This window comes from Halovibrio variabilis (genome assembly GCF_007991175.1).
Taxonomy (GTDB): domain Bacteria; phylum Pseudomonadota; class Gammaproteobacteria; order Pseudomonadales; family Halomonadaceae; genus Vreelandella; species Vreelandella variabilis.
Genome location: NZ_BJXV01000014.1, coordinates 73514 through 91508, shown reverse-complemented (window position 1 = coordinate 91508; position 17995 = coordinate 73514). Strand labels below are relative to the sequence as shown.

Below are 17995 nucleotides of genomic sequence, written 5' to 3'. Positions count from 1 at the left end.
AAATACCTGTTTAACTATACGCTGGAAGCTGGCAATGACGAAAATTTTACCTTTTTTGCGAACTTTTCCTTCACAGCGTGTCTGAGTTAGTACAGGCAACATGGCGATAGCAGTCGCTAGAATTGTTGTCTTAGCTCTATATGTTTTGATCCCTTGCTTCCGCTACTTTCTGAGTAGCGGTTTTTTTTGCCTGTTGCCTGCCAATGGCTCACGCCTGGGTGATAGTTAGGGCCTTGTGATGGTTAGGACCTCCACACCATTAATGACGGCGAATGGTCAGTAGGGCGATGAGGATATCACGTCGTGTCACGATGCCTACCAAGCGCTGCTGTTCGACCACCGGATAGATTTTGGGTTTAGGGCCGAGCATTTCCTGGGCCAGGTCGGTAATACTTTTATTTGGCGTTACGCTAAGCACCTCATGACGCATCATTTCTTTAACCAGCGGTGCTTCGTCGTCGTGATAGATGCTATCCAGCACGCGGCCCATGACATCCTGCTCGGAGATAAAGCCAATTAGCCGATCAGCAGCGTCTACAACCGGCGCCCCAGGTAAACGGTGCAATGCTAACCCTTTGGCTAGCGTGGTAACCGATGTGTCGGGTGAGACGCGGTAGCAGTCACGGGACATGATGTCGCGCACGATGTTAGGGGTTGTTGTTTTCATAAAGGACTCCTGACGCACCGTCTTCAGCCATTGTATTTAGCTATCACTGTATTTGACTCGTTGCATTTAGCGACAGCCATATCAATGCACCACGTGAGCGGGTGTTTGAGAGCCAGCGGGTATCGCCTTAATGCAACATCGACCCTACCACTGATCGACTCTATCACTGTAGGTGATTTTGCCCATTGCGTGTTGCTGTGCCCCCTGAGGTATTTCAACGCTTTCAATACTGAATCTTGTAAGCTGTTATTTCTCTAACCATTAAAATGATCCCCTATTGATTGAACGCTTCAAGGAGCTTCTGATGGATGCACGTGAGTACTTGAACCGCAAAGGAGTGGGCGTTGACCATGAACCTGAACGTCCCAATACGCTGGAAGAAAAGGCCTGGGAGCGCGCGCGTGGCTCTGGTCATCAGCGACCTAAATCAGGTACGCCCCATGATTGGGAAGAGTGGGAGCGCTACCACGGTGATCTTGCTGAAGGGGCCGAGACGCTCGATCAGAAAATTGACAAAGAAGCCCATCGGGCACAGGCGCGGGGGGAAGCGGCAGCGCCGGAAGCAAGTCCTGTCGAGCACTTCACGCCTGCGCCAAAAGCGCGGTCAGAAGGACCAACGGCGGACATGGAAACCGCGCCGCCTGAGTCGCCAGCAGGGTTGAGAATGGCCTACTTCGCGCTGGCAATTCTACTGCCCCCGCTTGCCGTGGCATTGACGAAAGGCAGCCCCCGCCGAGTGGTCATCAGCGCTGTGTTAACGCTGCTGGGTTGGTTACCCGGCGTAGCCTACGCGTTTCGCTGGGTTTGGCAGCGTTAACGTTAGGTGCTTAATGACGTTGACGACTTGGCAGCCCTGTTAAGGTGCGTATAATCCATGTAAACCACCTAAAGCAACGAGGTTTACAGTGGGCTATTTGATTGGTGTGACCGCCTTGTGGGCATTCTCCTTTTCGCTGATTGGGGTATATCTGGCCGGGCAGGTAGACAGCTACTTTGCGGTACTCTTGCGGGTATCACTGGCTACGTTGGTGTTCTTGCCGTTTTTACGCCCCAGCTTGCTGCAAGGTAAGCAGCGGCTGGCGCTTATGGGCTTAGGCGCCGTGCAGCTAGGGGTGATGTACACCTTTTTCTATCAATCTTTTCTGCTGCTGTCGGTACCTGAAGTTCTGCTGTTTACCATCTTTACGCCTATTTATATCGCGCTGCTGGATGATCTGCTGTTCGGGCGCTTTACGCCGATCTATTTAATCACTGCGCTGCTCGCGGTGGTGGGCGCTGGGGTTATCCGCTACGACGGCGTTGACAGCGGGTTTTGGGCAGGCTTTTTAGTGGTGCAAGGGGCCAACCTTTGTTTCGCCCTCGGCCAAGTGGGCTACCGTCGCTTAGCGGCTGATTTGTCGCCTTCGTTGGCATGGCATAACGTCTTTGGCTGGTTCTTTATTGGCGCAATGGTCGTCGCCTTGCCGGCGTATTTACTCTTCGGCAACAGCGCGGCGCTGCCCACGACGTCGCTGCAGTGGGGAGTATTGGCGTGGCTAGGGTTAGTGGCGTCAGGCGTGGGCTACTTTGCCTGGAACCAGGGGGCGACGAAAGTAGACGCTGGCACCTTGGCCATTATGAACAATGCGCTGGTGCCCGCGGGCTTGATAGTCAATTTGCTGATTTGGAACCGCGATGCGGATATCCCACGCTTGGTGTTAGGCGCGCTGATAATGGCAGCTTCACTATGGCTAAACCATTGGTGGTGCCAGCGCCGTCAAGTGGCCGTTAGTTAAGTCTATTTGCCCGATACTATCGCTGACGCCATAATGGCTGTCTATGCAAGCGAGACTCAGCCCATGAGCAACACCTTACTATCGCCATCAGACGCTGTGTCGTCTTCCCGCGACCGCCCAGGCAGGCCCTTTAAAACCATTGGGCTGATTGGTCGGCTGGGTAGCGATAAAGTTATCGACTCTTTGCAGCGTCTCGTCACCTACCTGGTCGCCAACGACTACCATGTGCTGATGGAAGACCGCACCGCTACCGCGTTGCCGCAGCATGGTCAGCCGGAAACCAGCCGCCGCATGTTGGGTGAGCTGTGCGATTTAGTGATTGTGGTGGGCGGCGACGGTAGTTTGCTAGGCGCGGCGCGCACTCTTTGCCGTAGCGGCACGCTGATTTTAGGTGTTAACCGTGGTCGGCTGGGATTTCTTACCGATATTTCCCCAGATGAGCTAGAAACCCGCGTAGGCGAAGTGCTGGCGGGGGAGTTTGAGGTTGAGCAGCGTTTCTTGCTCGACGCAGTGCTGTACCGTAATGGGGTTGCGGTAGGCAATGGCGATGCCCTTAACGAAGTAGTGGTGCATCCCGGTAAAGCGGTCCGCATGATTGAGTTTGAGCTGTTTATTGACGGCCAGTTTGTGTATAGCCAGCGTAGCGACGGCTTAATTATTGCCACGCCCACCGGCTCCACGGCCTACGCGTTGTCGGGCGGCGGGCCGATTATGCACCCTAAGCTGGATGTCGTGACGCTGGTCCCAATGTTCCCCCATACGCTGTCGAGTCGGCCAATTGTGATTGATGCCGAGAGTGAAATACGCATTCATATTGGCGAAACGAACCAGTCCTATCCGCATATAAGCTGCGACGGGCAAACGCGAGCGGTGGCCAAACCCAACGATGTGCTAGTGATTACACGTAAACCCGAACCTGTTCAGTTGGTGCATCCCATCGGCCACAATTTTTATGAAGTGCTACGCAGCAAGTTAGGCTGGAGCAATCGGTTGGGGGATTAAGCATGCAGCGTCAAACGCAAGGCAAGCCCCCACTGGAAGGATATGACCTGATTGGTGATGTTCATGGCTGTGGCGCTACGCTGGCGGTATTGCTGGAAAAGCTGGGGTACCACCAGCGTGCCGGTGTGTATCGCCATCCCCGCCGCAAAGTCATCTTTCTGGGAGATTTAATTGATCGCGGGCCGCGTATCCGCCTTGCGGTGACCATCGCCCGGCGGATGGTCGAGCAGGGCGAGGCGTATATCGTCATGGGCAATCATGAATATAACGCCCTGGCGTATACCCATCCAGCGCCTGTGGGCAGCCACAAACGCTGGCTGCGTGAGCATACCCCGCGGCATAATCGTATTATTCAAGATACCCTGGATCAGTATCGCGACTATACCAACGAGTGGGACGATACCCTGGCGTGGTTTAAAACCATCCCGCTGTGTTTAGAAATCGATGGTATCCGCGTGGTGCATGCCTGCTGGGATAAGGCGCTGATTGCAGAGCTTAACCAGCGCCATCCTGATGGCTGCATGGACACTCAGTTTCTAGTCGAGTCTATCGATCCGACGACCCAGGCGTTTCGAATTTTAGACCGCTTAACCCGTGGCCCGCATGTCTCGCTGCCCGCAGGCATCGCGATCCACTCCGGCGATGGCTTTAAGCGGAAAAGTTTTCGCGCCCACTTCTGGGCCCAGGCGCCTCAGCAGTGGGGCGATGTAGTCTTCCAGCCGGATAATCTGCCCGGCGATCTTGAAACCCGGCCATTGACCCCCGAAGAACGCCAGCAACTTAGTTATTATGGCCCTGAACAACCGCCGTTGTTTATCGGTCACTACTGGTGTGAAGGCATACCGGCGTTGCCGACTGGCAATATCGCTTGTCTGGATTATAGTGCTGTCAAATATGGACGTTTAGTTGCTTACCGTTGGAGCGGAGAGCGTGCCTTAAACGCCGACCACTTTGTTTGGGTGCCGGTTCCCAGAGAGGAACGAGCGTTGCCCAAACCCTGGGAGATCGACTTTGATTAGCCCCTTGTTTTTAAAATTACATACCGTTACATAATTTTTGCAAACCAGCTGAACTAACCCTGCTGTCGGCTATCAGAGTAAGTGTTCCCTTGAATGATCCCTTGCTTTAATTCTCCGGCGGTCCCCACCGCCGGTTTTTTTTGGTCTGTTGGTTGGCGGCCACTTAGCGTATTCAAACCCACGCGTTGCGGCCATAGAGCTGCCTGCGCTTTGATTAGAGGGAAGTTATGCATCCAGTGATGCTTTTGCCCGATCACGCGGATATGAGCGAACTGCGCCAAGCGCTTTGGCACCATCGCATTGGTCACCGCATTACCGATGAAGCTGATGGACAGCTGCTATGGATCGCCGACCCACACCAACATGATGAGCTCATGGCCCTAGTAGAGCGCTGGCAGCAGGGTGAACGCCTGGAGCTTCAGCAGCCTGCTAAACGTTCAAATACCATGACCACTTCGTTAACCTCGCTGCGTCAGGTGCCGGTGACGGCACTGATGATAGTGATTAGCCTGGCAGTATTTGCGTTGATTGGGGTGTTTGGCGATCTGTTGATTGTGACCTTGACCATCGTCCCGATAGGTATTTCAGGGGGTGAGCTGGTCATGGGTAATCTGTCGCAAACGCTTTTCTCAGGCCAACTATGGCGCTTATTATCGCCGGCCTTTTTGCACTTTGGCTGGATGCATCTGATTTTTAATCTGATGTGGGTATGGTATTTCGGCCGCCAAATTGAGGCGCTGCAGGGCAGTCGTACCATGTTACTGCTGCTTATTGTGGCGGGTATCGGTGCTAACCTGGCGCAGTACCTGACCGGCACCGCCCTGTTTGGCGGTATGTCCGGGGTGGTTTACGCTTTGCTGGCGCACGTGTGGCTGATGTCGCGTCGAGTGCCGCAAAGCGGCTTTTTTGTACCCCAGATGCTGGTGGTGTTTATGCTCGGCTGGATGGTGTTCACCATGACCGACATGGCCGACAGCGTTGGGTTTGGCAACGTGGCCAACGAAGCCCACTTGGGCGGGCTGCTCGTGGGGCTTGCCACTGGCTGGTATTATTCATCACGCCGTTTGAAACATCGTTAAGAGGCCTGCAATGAGCGACATGACGTTCGAAAAAATGATCAACCAGATGACCCCGGCGATTTACGAAAGCCTTAAACAGGCCGTATCGCTGCGCAAATGGCCCGACGGCCGTCGTTTGACGCCGGAACAAACCGCACTCTGCCTGGAAGCGGTGATGCGTTTTGAGGCGGAGAACAACGTGCCAGAAGAGAACCGTGTCGGGTATTTAGAGCAGCGTACCTGCGGGGCGGCTGCCAGCGGCGCGGGTGTATCGCCTGAAATGACCGGTTTGGCGCGGGATGCCACGCGTGATTGATATGGCAGTACAAGGTTGTTTAAGCAAAATGGCGGCAGCGCTCCCTAGCCGCCAGAATGATCAGGTGGTCTACCACTTGCGGGCGGGTGAGCACCGAATTGCGCTTAACGAGCGTATCGGCGAGCCGCTTAGCCTGCGCTGGACCGGGGCAATTGCCTGTACTCACTGTGGGCGGGCGACTAAAAAAAGCTTTGCCCAGGGCCACTGTTACCCCTGCTTCAAGCGATTGGCCCAGTGCGATACCTGCATCATGAAGCCGGAAACCTGCCACTATTTCCAAGGCACCTGCCGTGAGCCGGAGTGGGGCGAGCGGCATTGTTTCCAACCCCATATCGTCTATTTGGCTAACTCCTCGGGGCTCAAGGTGGGTATTACCCGCAACACCCAGATGCCTACCCGCTGGCTGGACCAAGGCGCGATTCAGGCGCTGCCGATTCTTGAAGTGGATACTCGTCAGCAGTCCGGGTTTGTCGAAATGCTGTTTAAAGAGCAGGTAGCAGACCGTACCAACTGGCGGGCGATGCTCAAGGGGGACGTAGAGGTGATCGATTTAAACGCCGAGCGTGACCGTTTGTTTAGCCTGTTGGCCAATGGCTTGAGTCAACTACGCGAGACCCACGGCGTCGATTCGATTCGCACGCTGGAAGCGGTGCCGCAACATTTCCACTACCCGGTTAGCGTCTTTCCGAAAAAAGTGGCATCGCATAATTTTGACAAGCAGCCGTTAGTGGAAGGCCTGCTGCAAGGCGTCAAAGGACAGTATTTAATCCTTGATAGCGGCGTGATTAATCTCCGCAAATTCACCGGTTACGAGATCCAAATAAGTTAACACGGCTGGTTAGAACGCATCGAGTTGGCTAAGGTTAGGAAGTAACTGATCCAGCCTTAAGCAACGCAAGGAAGCCTTCGATGCCCTGGCTAAAACTGCTTCACATTGCCGCGCTAGTCATCTGGTGCGGCTCACTGCTTTATTTACCTGCCTTGCTTAGTCAGGCGCTGCTACTGCGTAAAGACTCGGGCTTTGCCCAGGGTACGCCGCCTATGCCGCGGTTTTTTTATAACTCAATCGCTACCCCGGCCGCCTTAACAGCGATCGCCTCGGGCACGCTGCTGTTTCTTGTCCATGGCGTGTTGGGCGGCTGGCTGATTTTAAAGCTTGGTGCGGTCGTTGCGATGGTGGCGGCTCATGGCTGTTTTGGTTTTTTGATTCTACGCATAGAGATGGGCCATTACCGCTGGGTTAAGCCCGCTAACTGGGCCGCGCTGAGCGTTGCGCTGGCGGGAATATTGAGTGTTCTCGCCGTCGTGTTAGCGAAACCGTTGGACTGGAGCTGACAAGATGTTATTTGATCGAGCTGCTTCAGTCGTCAACATCGACGCCGACCGCGTGTTCATACACCAGTTGCCCGCCCAGCCACCCCGCCAAGGCAATCAAAGCGGCGGTGATCAGCGAAACAGTCAGGCCCCAGGGTATAATCGCGCTGGGGTCATTAAAGCGCAACAGCCAGTTAAGCGACGCCAGCGAAAGCATTACCACCGCGACGATAGCGTGACTCCAGCCTGTTATCAGGTGGCGAATACGTGGCACCGTCACCAAGTCAATAATCCCCACCATGCTGGCAATCCAGCCACCAAAAGCGCCAACGCCTGCCAGCCACAGGCTAGCGCGCAGCCAGAACGGGTCGCCGCTCAGCAAAAAGCCGATATCGCTCGCTACCAGCGCCATCAGAGCCGCGACGGGAAAGTGAATCATCACGGGATGAAGCGGGTGGCCGGCGAGCGAGGCGCGGCTTTTAATCGAGCGTTGGGGAGATTTTGCCATCGTCACTTCCTGTGGGCAGTAAAAGCCATTCAAGGGATAAAGCTGCGTAGACAGCGCCTAGGCCCGCAGCGGGCCAACAAGTTTAGCGTAGCACTAACAATGCTAATTGGGCTGCTATTGGCCGGCTGCGCGGGGGATCAGTCTATCCTAAACCCGGCTGGCCAGGCCGCGCGAGATGTGGTGATGATCTGGTGGATAATGCTGGGATTTGGCAGCGTGGTATTGGTACTGGTCACCGCGTTTTGGCTATATACCTTCAAGCGTAAAGCGGTGACGCGAACGCCTGCTGAGGAGCGAAAAATAGCCCGCCGCTGGATTGTTGGCGGCGGCATTGTACTGCCGGTGGCGAGCATTACGGCGCTATTGGCGTTTGGGGTGCCCACCGGGCAGCGGCTTTTGCCGCTGCCATTGGAAGAGCCACCGGAAGTGATTGAAGTGATTGGCCACCAGTGGTGGTGGGAAGTCCGCTACCCTGATGCGGAAGGGGGCGAGGTGGTGACCGCTAATCAGTTGATAATGCCCGCTGGCGAGCCGGTGGATTTTCACGTTACCGGCGCTGATGTTATTCACGCTTTCTGGGTGCCACGGCTGGGCGGCAAGATCGACATGATCCCTGGGCGGATGAATAAAATACGTTTGGAAGCCGATGAACCAGCGGTATTTGGCGCTCAGTGTGCCGAGTTTTGCGGTGCCCAGCATGCTCAAATGCAGCTTTATGTGGAAGCCGTGGGGCGTGACGAGTACGAGGCCTGGCTGGCTGCCCGTCAAACTAGCGAGCTAACGGCGCTAGCGGGAAACGACCAACAGCATGAACCTGCCAGGGAGGCCTTTATGACCCATTGCGCGAGCTGCCACCGAGTGGCAGGGCTCTCCTCGGGTAAAGCAGGGCCGGATCTTTCTGATCTTGGAAGCCGGACAAGCCTCGGGGCGGGGATAATGGCCATGGAAGAGGGCGCCGTCACTCACTGGCTTAAGCATCACCAGCGCTTAAAACCGGGCAACAAAATGCCGTCCCACGATAATATTGAAACCGCCACCTTGGAGAGCCTGGGTGCTTGGCTGGAGACCTTGGCCCCATGACGACGATTAATCGCCAGGCAACCCCTCAATATCCCCAATATTCTAAAGACCCGCAAGGGTTACACGAAGATCTGCACGAAATATGGGGCAATCCACGCGGGTTAAAAGCCTTCACCATTGTGAATCACTCCACGCTCGGCCTAAGGTTCATGGTCACTGGGATGGTGTTCTTCTTGGTCGGCGGTCTGTTAGCCATGCTGGTGCGCACCCAGTTGGCATTCCCCGATCAAGACTTCATGTCGCCGGATATCTATAACCAGGTCATCACCATGCACGGCACGGTGATGATGTTCCTGTTCGCCATCCCTATGTTGGAAGGGCTGGCGATTTACATGATACCCAAGATGATTGGTGCCCGGGATCTGGTTTGCCCGCGGCTGACATCACTGGGTTACTGGTGTTATCTATTTGGCGGCATCATTTTGTCGTTTAGTTTGATTCTGGAGATGGCGCCTAATAGCGGCTGGTTTATGTATACGCCGCTCAGCAGCAATGAATACTCACCGGGCTTGGGTTCGGATTTCTGGCTGCTAGGCATTACCTTTGTTGAAATTTCCGCGCTTTCTGCCGGGGTTGAACTGGTGGTGTCGATTCTGCGCACCCGCACTCAGGGCATGGCACTGCATAAAATGCCGCTGTTTGCCTGGTACATCCTCGCCATGGCGCTAATGATTGTGGTCGGTTTCCCGCCGCTGATTTTGGGCAGTGTGTTGCTGGAGCTTGAGCGCGCCGTGGGGATGCCCTTTTTTGAAGTTGCCGGCGGCGGTGACCCGATTCTTTGGCAGCACCTGTTCTGGCTGTTTGGCCATCCTGAGGTGTACATCATTTTCCTGCCCGCAGCGGGGGTTGTCTCCACGCTGATACCAGTGTTTGCGGGCCGCCCGATCGTTGGCTATGGCTGGGTGGTGGCCGCGATTATCATCACCGGTTTTATCAGTTTTGGACTCTGGGTTCATCACATGTTTACCGTGGGGATTCCCCAGTTGGCCCAAGCATTTTTTTCGGCGGCGAGTATGTTGGTGGCGGTACCCACGGCCATTCAGGTGTTTGTGTGGTTGGCCACACTCTGGCTGGGTAAGCCCAAAATGAAGCTGCCGATGCTGTGGATCATGGGCTTTTTGATTATCTTTGTGTGTGGCGGTTTGACCGGGGTAATGCTGGCGCTGGTGCCGTTTAATCTACAGGTGCACGACACCCACTTTGTGGTGGCGCATATGCACTATGTGTTGGTGGGGGGCATGTTTTTCCCACTTATCGCCGGGCTGTATTACTGGTTGCCGCTGTTTTCAGGGCGCATGCCGTCTGAAACGCTGGGGAAATGGGGCTTTTGGCTGACCTTTTTGGGCTTTAATGGCACTTTCTTGATCATGCACTGGACGGGCCTGCTGGGTATGCCGCGGCGAGTGTACTCCTACGATTCGGGCATGGGGTGGGATATTTTTAATCTACTCTCATCCGTCAGCAGCTTTATTCTGTCGGCGGGCGTTGCCATGGTGCTGTTGGATATAGCGCTGCACTTCCGTTTCGGCAAACCCGCTAAGCATAACCCCTGGAACGCAGATACCCTTGAGTGGGCCAACCGCATGCCGCCCAGCGCCTATAACTTTGTCAGCCTGCCAAACGTCGAGACACGTCACCCGCTATGGGATAACCCGGATTTACCTCGCGCCATGGCGGAAGGTGAGCATGGCCTGGCGGTGGCAACCCATGGGCGGCGGGAGATGTGGGGCACTGACCCTTTAACCGGAAAAGTGCGTGAAATCATTCATCTGCCGGGAAACTCATGGTGGCCGCTGTTTGCTGCTATGGCGCTTGCCGTGGTGTGTTTAAGCCTGCTGACGCGGCTATATCCGCTAGCCGGTATCGCCGTCATCGTGGCTGGGCTATTTCTGCTGCGCTGGTCGTGGGAGAACGGGGCGCACCCGAAAGCGGCGCCGGATGCCGAGGTCGCTCCCGGCGACCCACCACTACACTCACGCACCATGGATGGCCCAGGCCTATGGGCCATGTCGATCACGCTGCTCGCCAATGGTTCGTTCTTCTTATCCTATCTGTTTGGCTGGTTCTATTTATGGACGATGTCCCCTGAGTGGCGGATGCCCGAGACGTCACAGCTCTCCTCGGTGGGGCTGGTTGTTGCAGGGGGGGCGCTAACCGCTGGTGCCGGAATACTTGAGAAACTGGTGCGCGGTCTACGCCAGCGCAAGGATTCAGGGCTGGCCGTGGGCATGTATTGCATCAGCGCCCTAGGCTTTGTGCAGGTGGGCATGACACTCTGGGTATTGCTCAGTGCGGCTCTCGCCGTTACCGAGACTTCCCATGATGCGATCATTATGGTCGGGCTGGCCTATGCGCTGCTACACGGTAGCTTAGGCGCTACTCTAACGCTGCTGCAGGGCCTGCGAGTAGGTTATGGCTATGTGGGTGCCCATGCGCCTTTCGAGCCCGCAGTGGTTGCCCAGCTGTGGCGCTATAACCTGGTGACCTTCTGGATACTGGTGGGCGCGCTTGCGGTGCTGCCCCGCGTGATAGGGAGCTAGGCTGATGACATTGATTATGCAGCGCTTGCACTTAACCCATCCAGTGCATTTCGTGATTGGTCTGACACTTTGGAGTATCTGGTTTGTAGCCGTTTATGGCGGGCATGCGGTGGCCTGCGCCGTGGTGCCACCTGCTCCCGAACAGGGCGTTTTTACCTTGGTTAACGCCATGCTGCTTGTCGTTAGTATTGCAGCAATCGCACTGCTGGCGGCGTTAACGCTAGGCTGTTGCCGCGTGGCCAAGCGCCATGAAGGGCGGCTGCGCTTTAATGCGGTGGTTTCTGCAGGGCTCTATCTATTCTCTACGCTGGGTGTTGTATTTACCGCGTTACCCATTATAGGCATTCCGGCTTGCCTGTAAGCGATGCGCTTAGTAAGGAGGACGAGCAGCTCTTTACCCTCCACGGTATGTGGTGCACCAGCTGCGCCTTAGCCGTGGAAGGCTCTCTCAAACGGCTTGAAGGCGTGCGTGAGGTTAGCGTCCACTATCCAAGCGCGACCCTCTGCATCAGTGGCACACCTGCCGTTATCCAGCTCTCAACGCTCGCCCCAAAAGTTAAACGCCTTGGCTATCGGCTAACAGAACTTGAGCCGGTGGTAGACGCCCATGGGCGTTTAGAAGAGGAGAGCCGCTACCTAACGCTTCGACTGATGGTCGGTTCGCTGTTCGGCATGTGGACGATGCTCGCCTCCCTACTGATCTACGCCGGTGCGCTGCCTGATCATCAGGTTGAGCTGGTGGTGGCATGGGTTTCAGGGGCGTTTTCACTGCCCGTTGTGTTGTTTGCAGGAGTGCCGTTTTATCGGGCGGGATGGCGTACGCTGCTGGCTAAACGACCGGGAATGGATGTGCTGGTTAGCCTGGGCGTTATCGGCGCGGTGATGGTCTCGATTTGGCTGCTATGGCGCGGCTCAAGCGAGGCTTACTTCGACACGGCCGTGATGCTGATTATGCTTTTACTGGTTGGGCGGCTGGTGGAAACGCTGTGCCGCCACCGTGGGTTAAAAGCGCTCGATTCGCTGGCGCTGCCAGATGACAACATAAAGGTTTGGCAAGCTGAACGTTGGGAATCGCTTCCTGTGGGTGAAGCGACGAAGGGAATGCGCATCGAGCTTGCGTCCGGTGAGTTGGTAGCGCTTGATGGCATGCTAGAAGCGCCCGGTTGGATCGATACGGCCTCGCTGACCGGCGAAAGCCTGCCGCGCCACTTGCATGCCGGGCAAAAGGTCTACGCGGGCTGCCGCTATTTGGGCGCCACGCCTATCGTTATGCAGGTAAGCGCTGGGGTAGGCAAGCGGCGACTGGATCTACTGTGTGACGAAATGCGCCGCTACCAAGCCGAAAAAGGCGAGCTGCAGAAGCTCGCTGACCGCTTTGCCGCCTGGTTAAGCCCGCTGGCGCTAGTGCTAGCAATGCTAACGCTGCCCGGCGCATTGCTGTTTGGCCTGGGCTGGGAAGATGCTTTTGTGCGCGCTCTTTCGGTTTTAGTCGTCGCTTGCCCTTGCGCCGTCGGGCTCGCGGTACCGCTGGCAAGCCTGGCGGGTAGCGGTCAGGCTATGCAGCAGAGTATTGCGCTACGCGACCCAGCAGCGCTCGAAACTTTGGCACGTATTCGCTCGGTAGCGCTGGATAAAACCGGCACCTTAACCACCGGTAGCCACTCGGTAATGCACTGGCAGGCTAGAGAGGGCGTTGGTGAGCCCACCTTGCAGCGCAAGCTCAGTGCCGCCGTGGCGGGAAGCGAACATCCGTTAGCACAAGCGTTGGCGCGCTGGTCGAGCAGCCGAGGCGATCAGCGCCCTGGGCAGTATCTGCAGGTTAATGACACACCCGGGGAAGGGCGCCGCGTGCAACTCAACAGCGGCGAGTGGCTCACGGTGGGCAGCGCCGGGTGGCTCGCTCGCCAGCAGATAGCGCTGCCTGCCCAAGCGGAAGACGCAACGCTGGACTTTGCTTCCCAAGTGATGCTTGCGGACGATACAGGCTGGTTAGCAACGTTCTATTTGGCCGATCAGCCAGTAAAGGATGCCGCGGCCAGTGTGAACAATTTGTTAGCGGCTGGTTATGTGGTGGCGATGATCAGCGGTGACCGGCAGGGCGCAGTGAGTTGGTTGGGTGAGCGGATAGGTCTTGGAAGAGACGCTTGCTATGCCCGGCGCTCGCCGGAAGCCAAAGCGCGGCTGCTGCAGGCGCTGCCATCGCCAACGCTCTATGTAGGGGATGGCTTAAACGATACCTTGAGCTTGGCCGCGGCCGATGTGGGTATCGCGCCACTGAGTGCCAGCGAAGCTGCTAGAGAAGGGGCTGCCGCACAGCTAATGGCGGCCGGGGTCGGGAGCGTAGTGAAATTGCTCTGCATTGCCAAACGCACGCGGCGCATCATGGTTCAGAATCTGTTCTTTTCGGCGCTCTATAACACTTTGGCATTGGGCTTGGTGGTGCTGGTGGCGATACCCCCGCTAGTGGCGGTCCTTGCCATGGCGGCGAGCTCGCTGACGGTTACCCTTAACGCTGCACGACTGGCATGGTCAGACCCTGATGAAAATGACTAAACAGCATAGCCAAGTGCCTGCTTGAGTCGCTCGGCGTGTGTGGCCACCCAACTTGGATTGATCGCGCCCCAATCACGAATCTGGTAGCGGCCAATGTTGTGGCGCTCGCCTTCGCCTTTAGTAAACACACACTCGATATCCAACTCGGCAAGCGATGCAATCGTATCCTGGGCGGTGCGCCGTGGCATGCCGGTGGCCTCGATTAACGCGGGCACGCTGGCGACGCCTTGTTCGATCAAATAGGCGACGTATAAACGTCGGTAAAAACTCGATTTGGTTTTGCTAAGAGCGGGCATTTGGCTTCCTTTACAGCAAGTTTATTAACGTCGCCGACTAGCTTAAATGAATAAATCTCCCTGCGCCCGTGGTGGCCGAAAATCTCGCGTGTTGAGCCCCTGTTCGGTACGTTCTTGTAACTTCCACTGGCGGCTGGCGCGAGCGAAACGCTTCGCGATTAAATCGGCAAAAACGCCTTCACCGCGAAAGCGCTTACCAAACTTGGCATCGTACGTTTTGCCACCTCGGCACTGGCGCATCAGGCTCATTACTTTAGCGGCGCGCTCCGGGTAGTGCGCTTCTAACCACGCTTCAAACAGTGGCGCGACTTCATGGGGAAGCCTCAACAGCATCCAAGTGGCCGTGCGTGCGCCCGCGCGGCTGGCGGCTTCCAAAAGGTTTTCGATTTCATGATCGGTCAGCCCCGGAATAACCGGTGAGATCAGCGTGCCCACCGGAATACCCGCGGTATTGAGTTCGCTAATGGCCCGCAGGCGCGCTTGGGGTGACGCTGTACGCGGTTCCAGGGAACGCTTTAGGTTGGCATCCAGGCTGGTCAAGCTGACAAACACACGTACTAAGCGGTGTTCGGCCATCTCAGCCAGCAACTCTAAATCCCGCAGCACTAAGGTGCTTTTTGTCACAATCGTCACCGGGTGACGACATTCCAGCAGCAGTTCCAGCAACCGCCGGGTGGTTTGGTAGGTGGCCTCTAACGGCTGGTAGCAGTCGGTGTTGCCAGAAAGGTTGATAGGACGACACACATAGTTGGGGTGGCAAAACTCCTCAGATAACCGTTCCACTAAACCGCTGCGGGCAATCAATTTGGTTTCAAAATCCAGCCCTGGCGATAAGTCCCAGTAGGCATGCGACGGGCGGGCATAGCAGTAAACGCAGCCATGTTCACAGCCGCGATAAGGGTTTAGTGAGCGATCAAAGGGCAAATCAGGCGATTTGTTCCAGGACAGGGCACTTTTGCTCACTTCCTCGCGCACTTCGGTGGCAATGGTTGTCGACGTTTCTTCCCGCCACCAGCCGTCATCTTCCGCAACGCTGTGGGTGGGCGCAAAGCGATTGTGCGGGTCGTATGTCGCCCCACGGCCTTTACGCACTGCTGAAACACTAGACGTTTGCTCGGGAGTCATCATTTGCCACCTCTGACTTGTATAACTATATATATGGTTATATATACAGTATATGGCGTTTGGCTAAAGGTGCAAGGAGCGGGAGAGGGGCTTAAAAAAACGTCGCGGATGGCCCGATACCGTGATGATTAACTGGGTAGCGGCGCTGACAGTCGACGATTTGAGTACCACGCTGAGTTGTCACAATTGTCTAAAATCTTAGACTTGGCCCCATTTACTAATAGGCACTATTAATCAGACTTCTTAAATATTTTTTACGGTACTTGCAAAAAATACGTCAATGACGTATGTTTGTTATTATGCTTACCATCATTGAAACCCCAACATTTGCAGCGGACGCCAGAAAAATCTGGACAGAGGAAGAGCGAGGGGCTTTCTTTGCCTGGTTGGCAGCCAATCCAGAAATTGGCGACCCCATCCCAGGTAGCGGTGGGTGTAGGAAAGTTCGTTGGTCTGTAGCGGGCACCGGAAAGCGGGGCGGGGCTCGAGTTATTTATTTTACTAAACGGGCTAACGGTGAAATCTGGCTATTAGTCATCTACAAAAAAGCTGTTAAAGAGAACATTCCCGCTCATATTCTGAAGTCGATTCGTGAGGTGCTGGAAGATGAGTAACGAAATTATCAGTGCAGAAGAGCTTGGTAACAAGCTGCTCCAATCTGTTAAAGAGATGAAGGCCGCAAAGGCAGCACGTGTCAGCCGTGTTGCGCCCAATGAAGTCGCTAAAGCACGCAGCAAAACCGGTCTAACGCAGGGTGAGTTTGCCAAGGCGCTCAATATTTCTCCACGTACTTTGCAGGAGTGGGAGCAAGGTCGCAGGAAGCCTTCTGGGCCCGCTAAGGCATTGGTTGAAATAGCGTTTCGTCACCCTGAAATTATTCGTGAAGATCTACTGTTAAACGCTTAGTCGCCTACCTTCCCTAAAAAAACGCCTTGGTTCTTTCAAACCAAGGCGTTGGTTTTACCCGTTTACTTATTCGATTAGTGCTTTTTCCTCGCCGGCTTCTTATCGGCATTGGCCGGTACGCTTTCCTGTTCGCCGCTGCCGCCATTGGGGAAGTGCGCACGAACCAGTTCCAGCAGGCCTTGGGTGGAGGCATCGAAGTCAGCGGCGTTGGTGTCGATGCGTTCGCTGATTTCACCGGCGATACGCTTGCCGAGCTGCACACCCCACTGGTCAAAGGAGTTGATGTTCCAGATTACCCCTTGAACGAATACCTTGTGTTCATAAAGTGCTATCAGCGCGCCCAGATTTTTCGGCGTTAGCTCGTCCAGCAGTAGGGTGCTGGAAGGACGGTTGCCGGGGCAGCTGTAGGGGTCATGCTGGCTTAGCTCTTTGCTGTCCCCTTGGCTGCCTTCCATGAAGGCGTTGGCCTGGGCGAGCATGTTGGTCAGCAGGGCAAAATGGTGGTCTTCCATGCCGGGCTCGGGCTTGAGCGAGGCAATAAAGTCGATAGGCACGTAGCGGGTGCCTTGGTGCAGTAGCTGGAAGAATGCATGCTGGCCGTTGGAACCGGTTTGCCCCCATACAATCGGGCCGGTTTTATAGTTCACCGGGTGGCCGAAAATATCCACCGACTTACCGTTAGACTCCATATCCAGCTGCTGCAGGAAAGAGGGCAGCTGGTTCAAGGCCTGGTCGTAGGGCACGATAGCTTGGGTCTCGGCGCCAATAAAGTTGATGTACCAAATGCCAATCAGCGCCATCAGTACCGGCATATTTTGTGAAAAGGGCGCATTGATGAAATGGTTATCCATTTCCTGGGCGCCTTCCAGCAGCTCGATAAAGCCTTCAAAACCAATCGAAAGCGCAATCGGCAGGCCGATGGATGACCACATGGAGTATCGCCCGCCCACCCAGGCCCAGAACTCGAATACGTTCTCTTCGCGAATACCGAACTCCATCGCCGCTTTGCGGTTGGTGGAAGCGGCAATAAAGTGCGCGCCCACATCGGCGTCTTCCCCGGCATTCTCCAGGAACCAGCGGCGCGCGGTTTTGGCGTTGAGCAGCGTTTCCTGGGTAGAGAAGGTTTTGGTCGAGACGATAAACAGCGTAGTCGCCGGGTCGAGCCGCGAAAGCACCTTCTGAATATGGGTACCGTCCACGTTGGAAACGAAGTGGAAGTGCAGCTCCGGGTGGCGGTACTTGAGCAGCGCACGCACCGCCATATTGGGGCCAAGGTCCGAGCCGCCTATGCCGATATTGACCACGTCCTTGATGCGCTGGCCGTTGTAGCCTTTCCACTCGCCGCTACGCACTGCTTCCGAGAAAAGCTTGATCTGTTCGCGAGTGCGAGTAATTTCAGGCATGACGTCTTCGCCGTCCACATAGACCGGCTCATCGCCTAAGTGGCGCAGAGCGGTATGCAGTACCGGGCGGTTCTCGGTGACGTTGATAATATCGCCCGAGAACATCTGTGCGCGGCGCTGTACCAGCGCGGAGTGGTCGGCCAGCTCAATCAGCTTGGCGAGCACTTCATCTGAGACGTGGTGCTTGGAGTAGTCAAGAAACAGCCCCCCCACCCGTAAGCTCATTTTCTCAAAGCGCTGCGGGTCATTGGTGAAATAGTCACGAATGCGGTCGTTGGCGGTTTTATCGCGCAGGCGCTCAAGCGCCTGCCAGGTAACACTGCGAGTGAGCTGAAACATAAGGCGATCCGTTTGTTGTAGATGAATTAGGTGATCAAAAATCGAAAAAGTAGGTTATGTAAAAATACTACATAAAAAGTGACAAAGAGTGGAG

At 55.6% G+C, this 17995-nt stretch carries 19 protein-coding genes; 14 read left to right on the top strand and 5 right to left on the bottom strand.

Annotated features, from left to right (window positions below; genetic code table 11):
- Nucleotides 1-259: 259 nt before the first annotated feature.
- Entirely contained in the window at nucleotides 260-667 is a 408-nt protein-coding gene (locus HVA01_RS13240; RefSeq protein ID WP_146875881.1) for a CBS domain-containing protein, read from the bottom strand.
- A 304-nt stretch (nucleotides 668-971) separates the two neighbouring features.
- On the opposite strand from HVA01_RS13240, the gene HVA01_RS13235 reads away from it, so the two are divergent.
- The 8 genes from HVA01_RS13235 (at nucleotide 972) to HVA01_RS13200 (ending at nucleotide 7172) form a co-directional block, all read left to right on the top strand.
- The gene (locus tag HVA01_RS13235) at nucleotides 972-1484 is read left to right on the top strand and encodes a YqaE/Pmp3 family membrane protein (protein WP_146875880.1); all 513 of its coding nucleotides are present in this window, start codon (nucleotides 972-974) and stop codon (nucleotides 1482-1484) included.
- Between the two features lie 88 nt (nucleotides 1485-1572).
- Nucleotides 1573-2442 carry a carboxylate/amino acid/amine transporter gene (locus HVA01_RS13230; protein ID WP_146875879.1) on the top strand — a complete coding sequence of 290 codons (870 nt, stop codon included), beginning with the start codon at nucleotides 1573-1575 and terminating at the stop codon, nucleotides 2440-2442.
- A 63-nt stretch (nucleotides 2443-2505) separates the two neighbouring features.
- A complete protein-coding gene (locus HVA01_RS13225; protein WP_146875878.1) occupies nucleotides 2506-3444 on the top strand; it encodes an NAD(+) kinase in 939 nt (312 codons plus the stop codon).
- A 2-nt stretch (nucleotides 3445-3446) separates the two neighbouring features.
- Nucleotides 3447-4463, top strand: coding sequence for a metallophosphoesterase (locus HVA01_RS13220; protein ID WP_246129625.1), 1017 nt, complete (start codon nucleotides 3447-3449; stop codon nucleotides 4461-4463).
- A gap of 227 nt (nucleotides 4464-4690) precedes the next feature.
- The gene (locus HVA01_RS13215) at nucleotides 4691-5542 is read left to right on the top strand and encodes a rhomboid family intramembrane serine protease (RefSeq protein ID WP_146875877.1); all 852 of its coding nucleotides are present in this window, start codon (nucleotides 4691-4693) and stop codon (nucleotides 5540-5542) included.
- 10 nt (nucleotides 5543-5552) lie between these two features.
- Nucleotides 5553-5837, top strand: coding sequence for a YeaC family protein (locus HVA01_RS13210; RefSeq protein WP_146875876.1), 285 nt, complete (start codon nucleotides 5553-5555; stop codon nucleotides 5835-5837).
- On the top strand, nucleotides 5821-6666 hold the full coding sequence (locus HVA01_RS13205) for a DUF2797 domain-containing protein (RefSeq protein ID WP_146875875.1): 846 nt from the start codon (nucleotides 5821-5823) through the stop codon (nucleotides 6664-6666). Before HVA01_RS13210 ends, HVA01_RS13205 begins: the two co-directional genes overlap by 17 nt.
- An 80-nt stretch (nucleotides 6667-6746) precedes the next feature.
- Nucleotides 6747-7172: a CopD family protein gene (locus HVA01_RS13200; RefSeq protein ID WP_146875874.1), complete on the top strand. Its 426-nt coding sequence runs from the start codon at nucleotides 6747-6749 to the stop codon at nucleotides 7170-7172.
- A gap of 25 nt (nucleotides 7173-7197) precedes the next feature.
- Here HVA01_RS13200 and HVA01_RS13195 read toward each other — a convergent pair whose 3' ends face one another.
- Nucleotides 7198-7659: a DUF2231 domain-containing protein gene (locus tag HVA01_RS13195; RefSeq protein WP_146875873.1), complete on the bottom strand. Its 462-nt coding sequence runs from the start codon at nucleotides 7657-7659 to the stop codon at nucleotides 7198-7200.
- 99 nt (nucleotides 7660-7758) lie between these two features.
- Here HVA01_RS13195 and coxB point away from each other — a divergent pair, with 99 nt between their 5' ends.
- The 4 genes from coxB to HVA01_RS13175 are packed head-to-tail and all read left to right on the top strand — an operon-like array spanning nucleotide 7759 to nucleotide 13832.
- Nucleotides 7759-8739, top strand: coding sequence for a cytochrome c oxidase subunit II (gene coxB, locus HVA01_RS13190; RefSeq protein ID WP_246129622.1), 981 nt, complete (start codon nucleotides 7759-7761; stop codon nucleotides 8737-8739).
- Entirely contained in the window at nucleotides 8736-11279 is a 2544-nt protein-coding gene (ctaD, locus tag HVA01_RS13185; RefSeq protein WP_146875872.1) for a cytochrome c oxidase subunit I, read from the top strand. Before coxB ends, ctaD begins: the two co-directional genes overlap by 4 nt.
- A gap of 4 nt (nucleotides 11280-11283) precedes the next feature.
- Nucleotides 11284-11640, top strand: coding sequence for a hypothetical protein (locus HVA01_RS13180; protein ID WP_146875871.1), 357 nt, complete (start codon nucleotides 11284-11286; stop codon nucleotides 11638-11640).
- Nucleotides 11631-13832 (top strand): heavy metal translocating P-type ATPase, encoded by a 2202-nt coding sequence (locus HVA01_RS13175; protein WP_281288476.1) that lies wholly within the window; start codon nucleotides 11631-11633, stop codon nucleotides 13830-13832. Before HVA01_RS13180 ends, HVA01_RS13175 begins: the two co-directional genes overlap by 10 nt.
- Here HVA01_RS13175 and HVA01_RS13170 read toward each other — a convergent pair.
- Together HVA01_RS13170 and HVA01_RS13165 are read right to left on the bottom strand one after the other, a co-directional pair.
- Nucleotides 13829-14128, bottom strand: a complete 300-nt coding sequence (locus HVA01_RS13170; protein ID WP_146875870.1) for a winged helix-turn-helix domain-containing protein — start codon at nucleotides 14126-14128, stop codon at nucleotides 13829-13831. The two genes, HVA01_RS13175 and HVA01_RS13170, sit on opposite strands and share 4 nt — an antisense overlap.
- A gap of 42 nt (nucleotides 14129-14170) precedes the next feature.
- Nucleotides 14171-15256: a PA0069 family radical SAM protein gene (locus HVA01_RS13165; RefSeq protein ID WP_146875869.1), complete on the bottom strand. Its 1086-nt coding sequence runs from the start codon at nucleotides 15254-15256 to the stop codon at nucleotides 14171-14173.
- A gap of 296 nt (nucleotides 15257-15552) precedes the next feature.
- Here HVA01_RS13165 and HVA01_RS13155 point away from each other — a divergent pair, with 296 nt between their 5' ends.
- On the top strand, nucleotides 15553-15867 hold the full coding sequence (locus HVA01_RS13155; RefSeq protein ID WP_146875868.1) for a transcriptional regulator: 315 nt from the start codon (nucleotides 15553-15555) through the stop codon (nucleotides 15865-15867).
- Entirely contained in the window at nucleotides 15860-16159 is a 300-nt protein-coding gene (locus HVA01_RS13150) for a helix-turn-helix domain-containing protein (RefSeq protein WP_146875867.1), read from the top strand. The genes HVA01_RS13155 and HVA01_RS13150 overlap by 8 nt, the downstream gene beginning before the upstream one ends.
- Nucleotides 16160-16233: 74 nt before the next feature.
- On the opposite strand, the gene pgi is transcribed toward HVA01_RS13150, so the two are convergent.
- Entirely contained in the window at nucleotides 16234-17901 is a 1668-nt protein-coding gene (gene pgi / locus HVA01_RS13145; RefSeq protein WP_146875866.1) for a glucose-6-phosphate isomerase, read from the bottom strand.
- Between the last annotated feature and the right edge of the window lie 94 nt (nucleotides 17902-17995).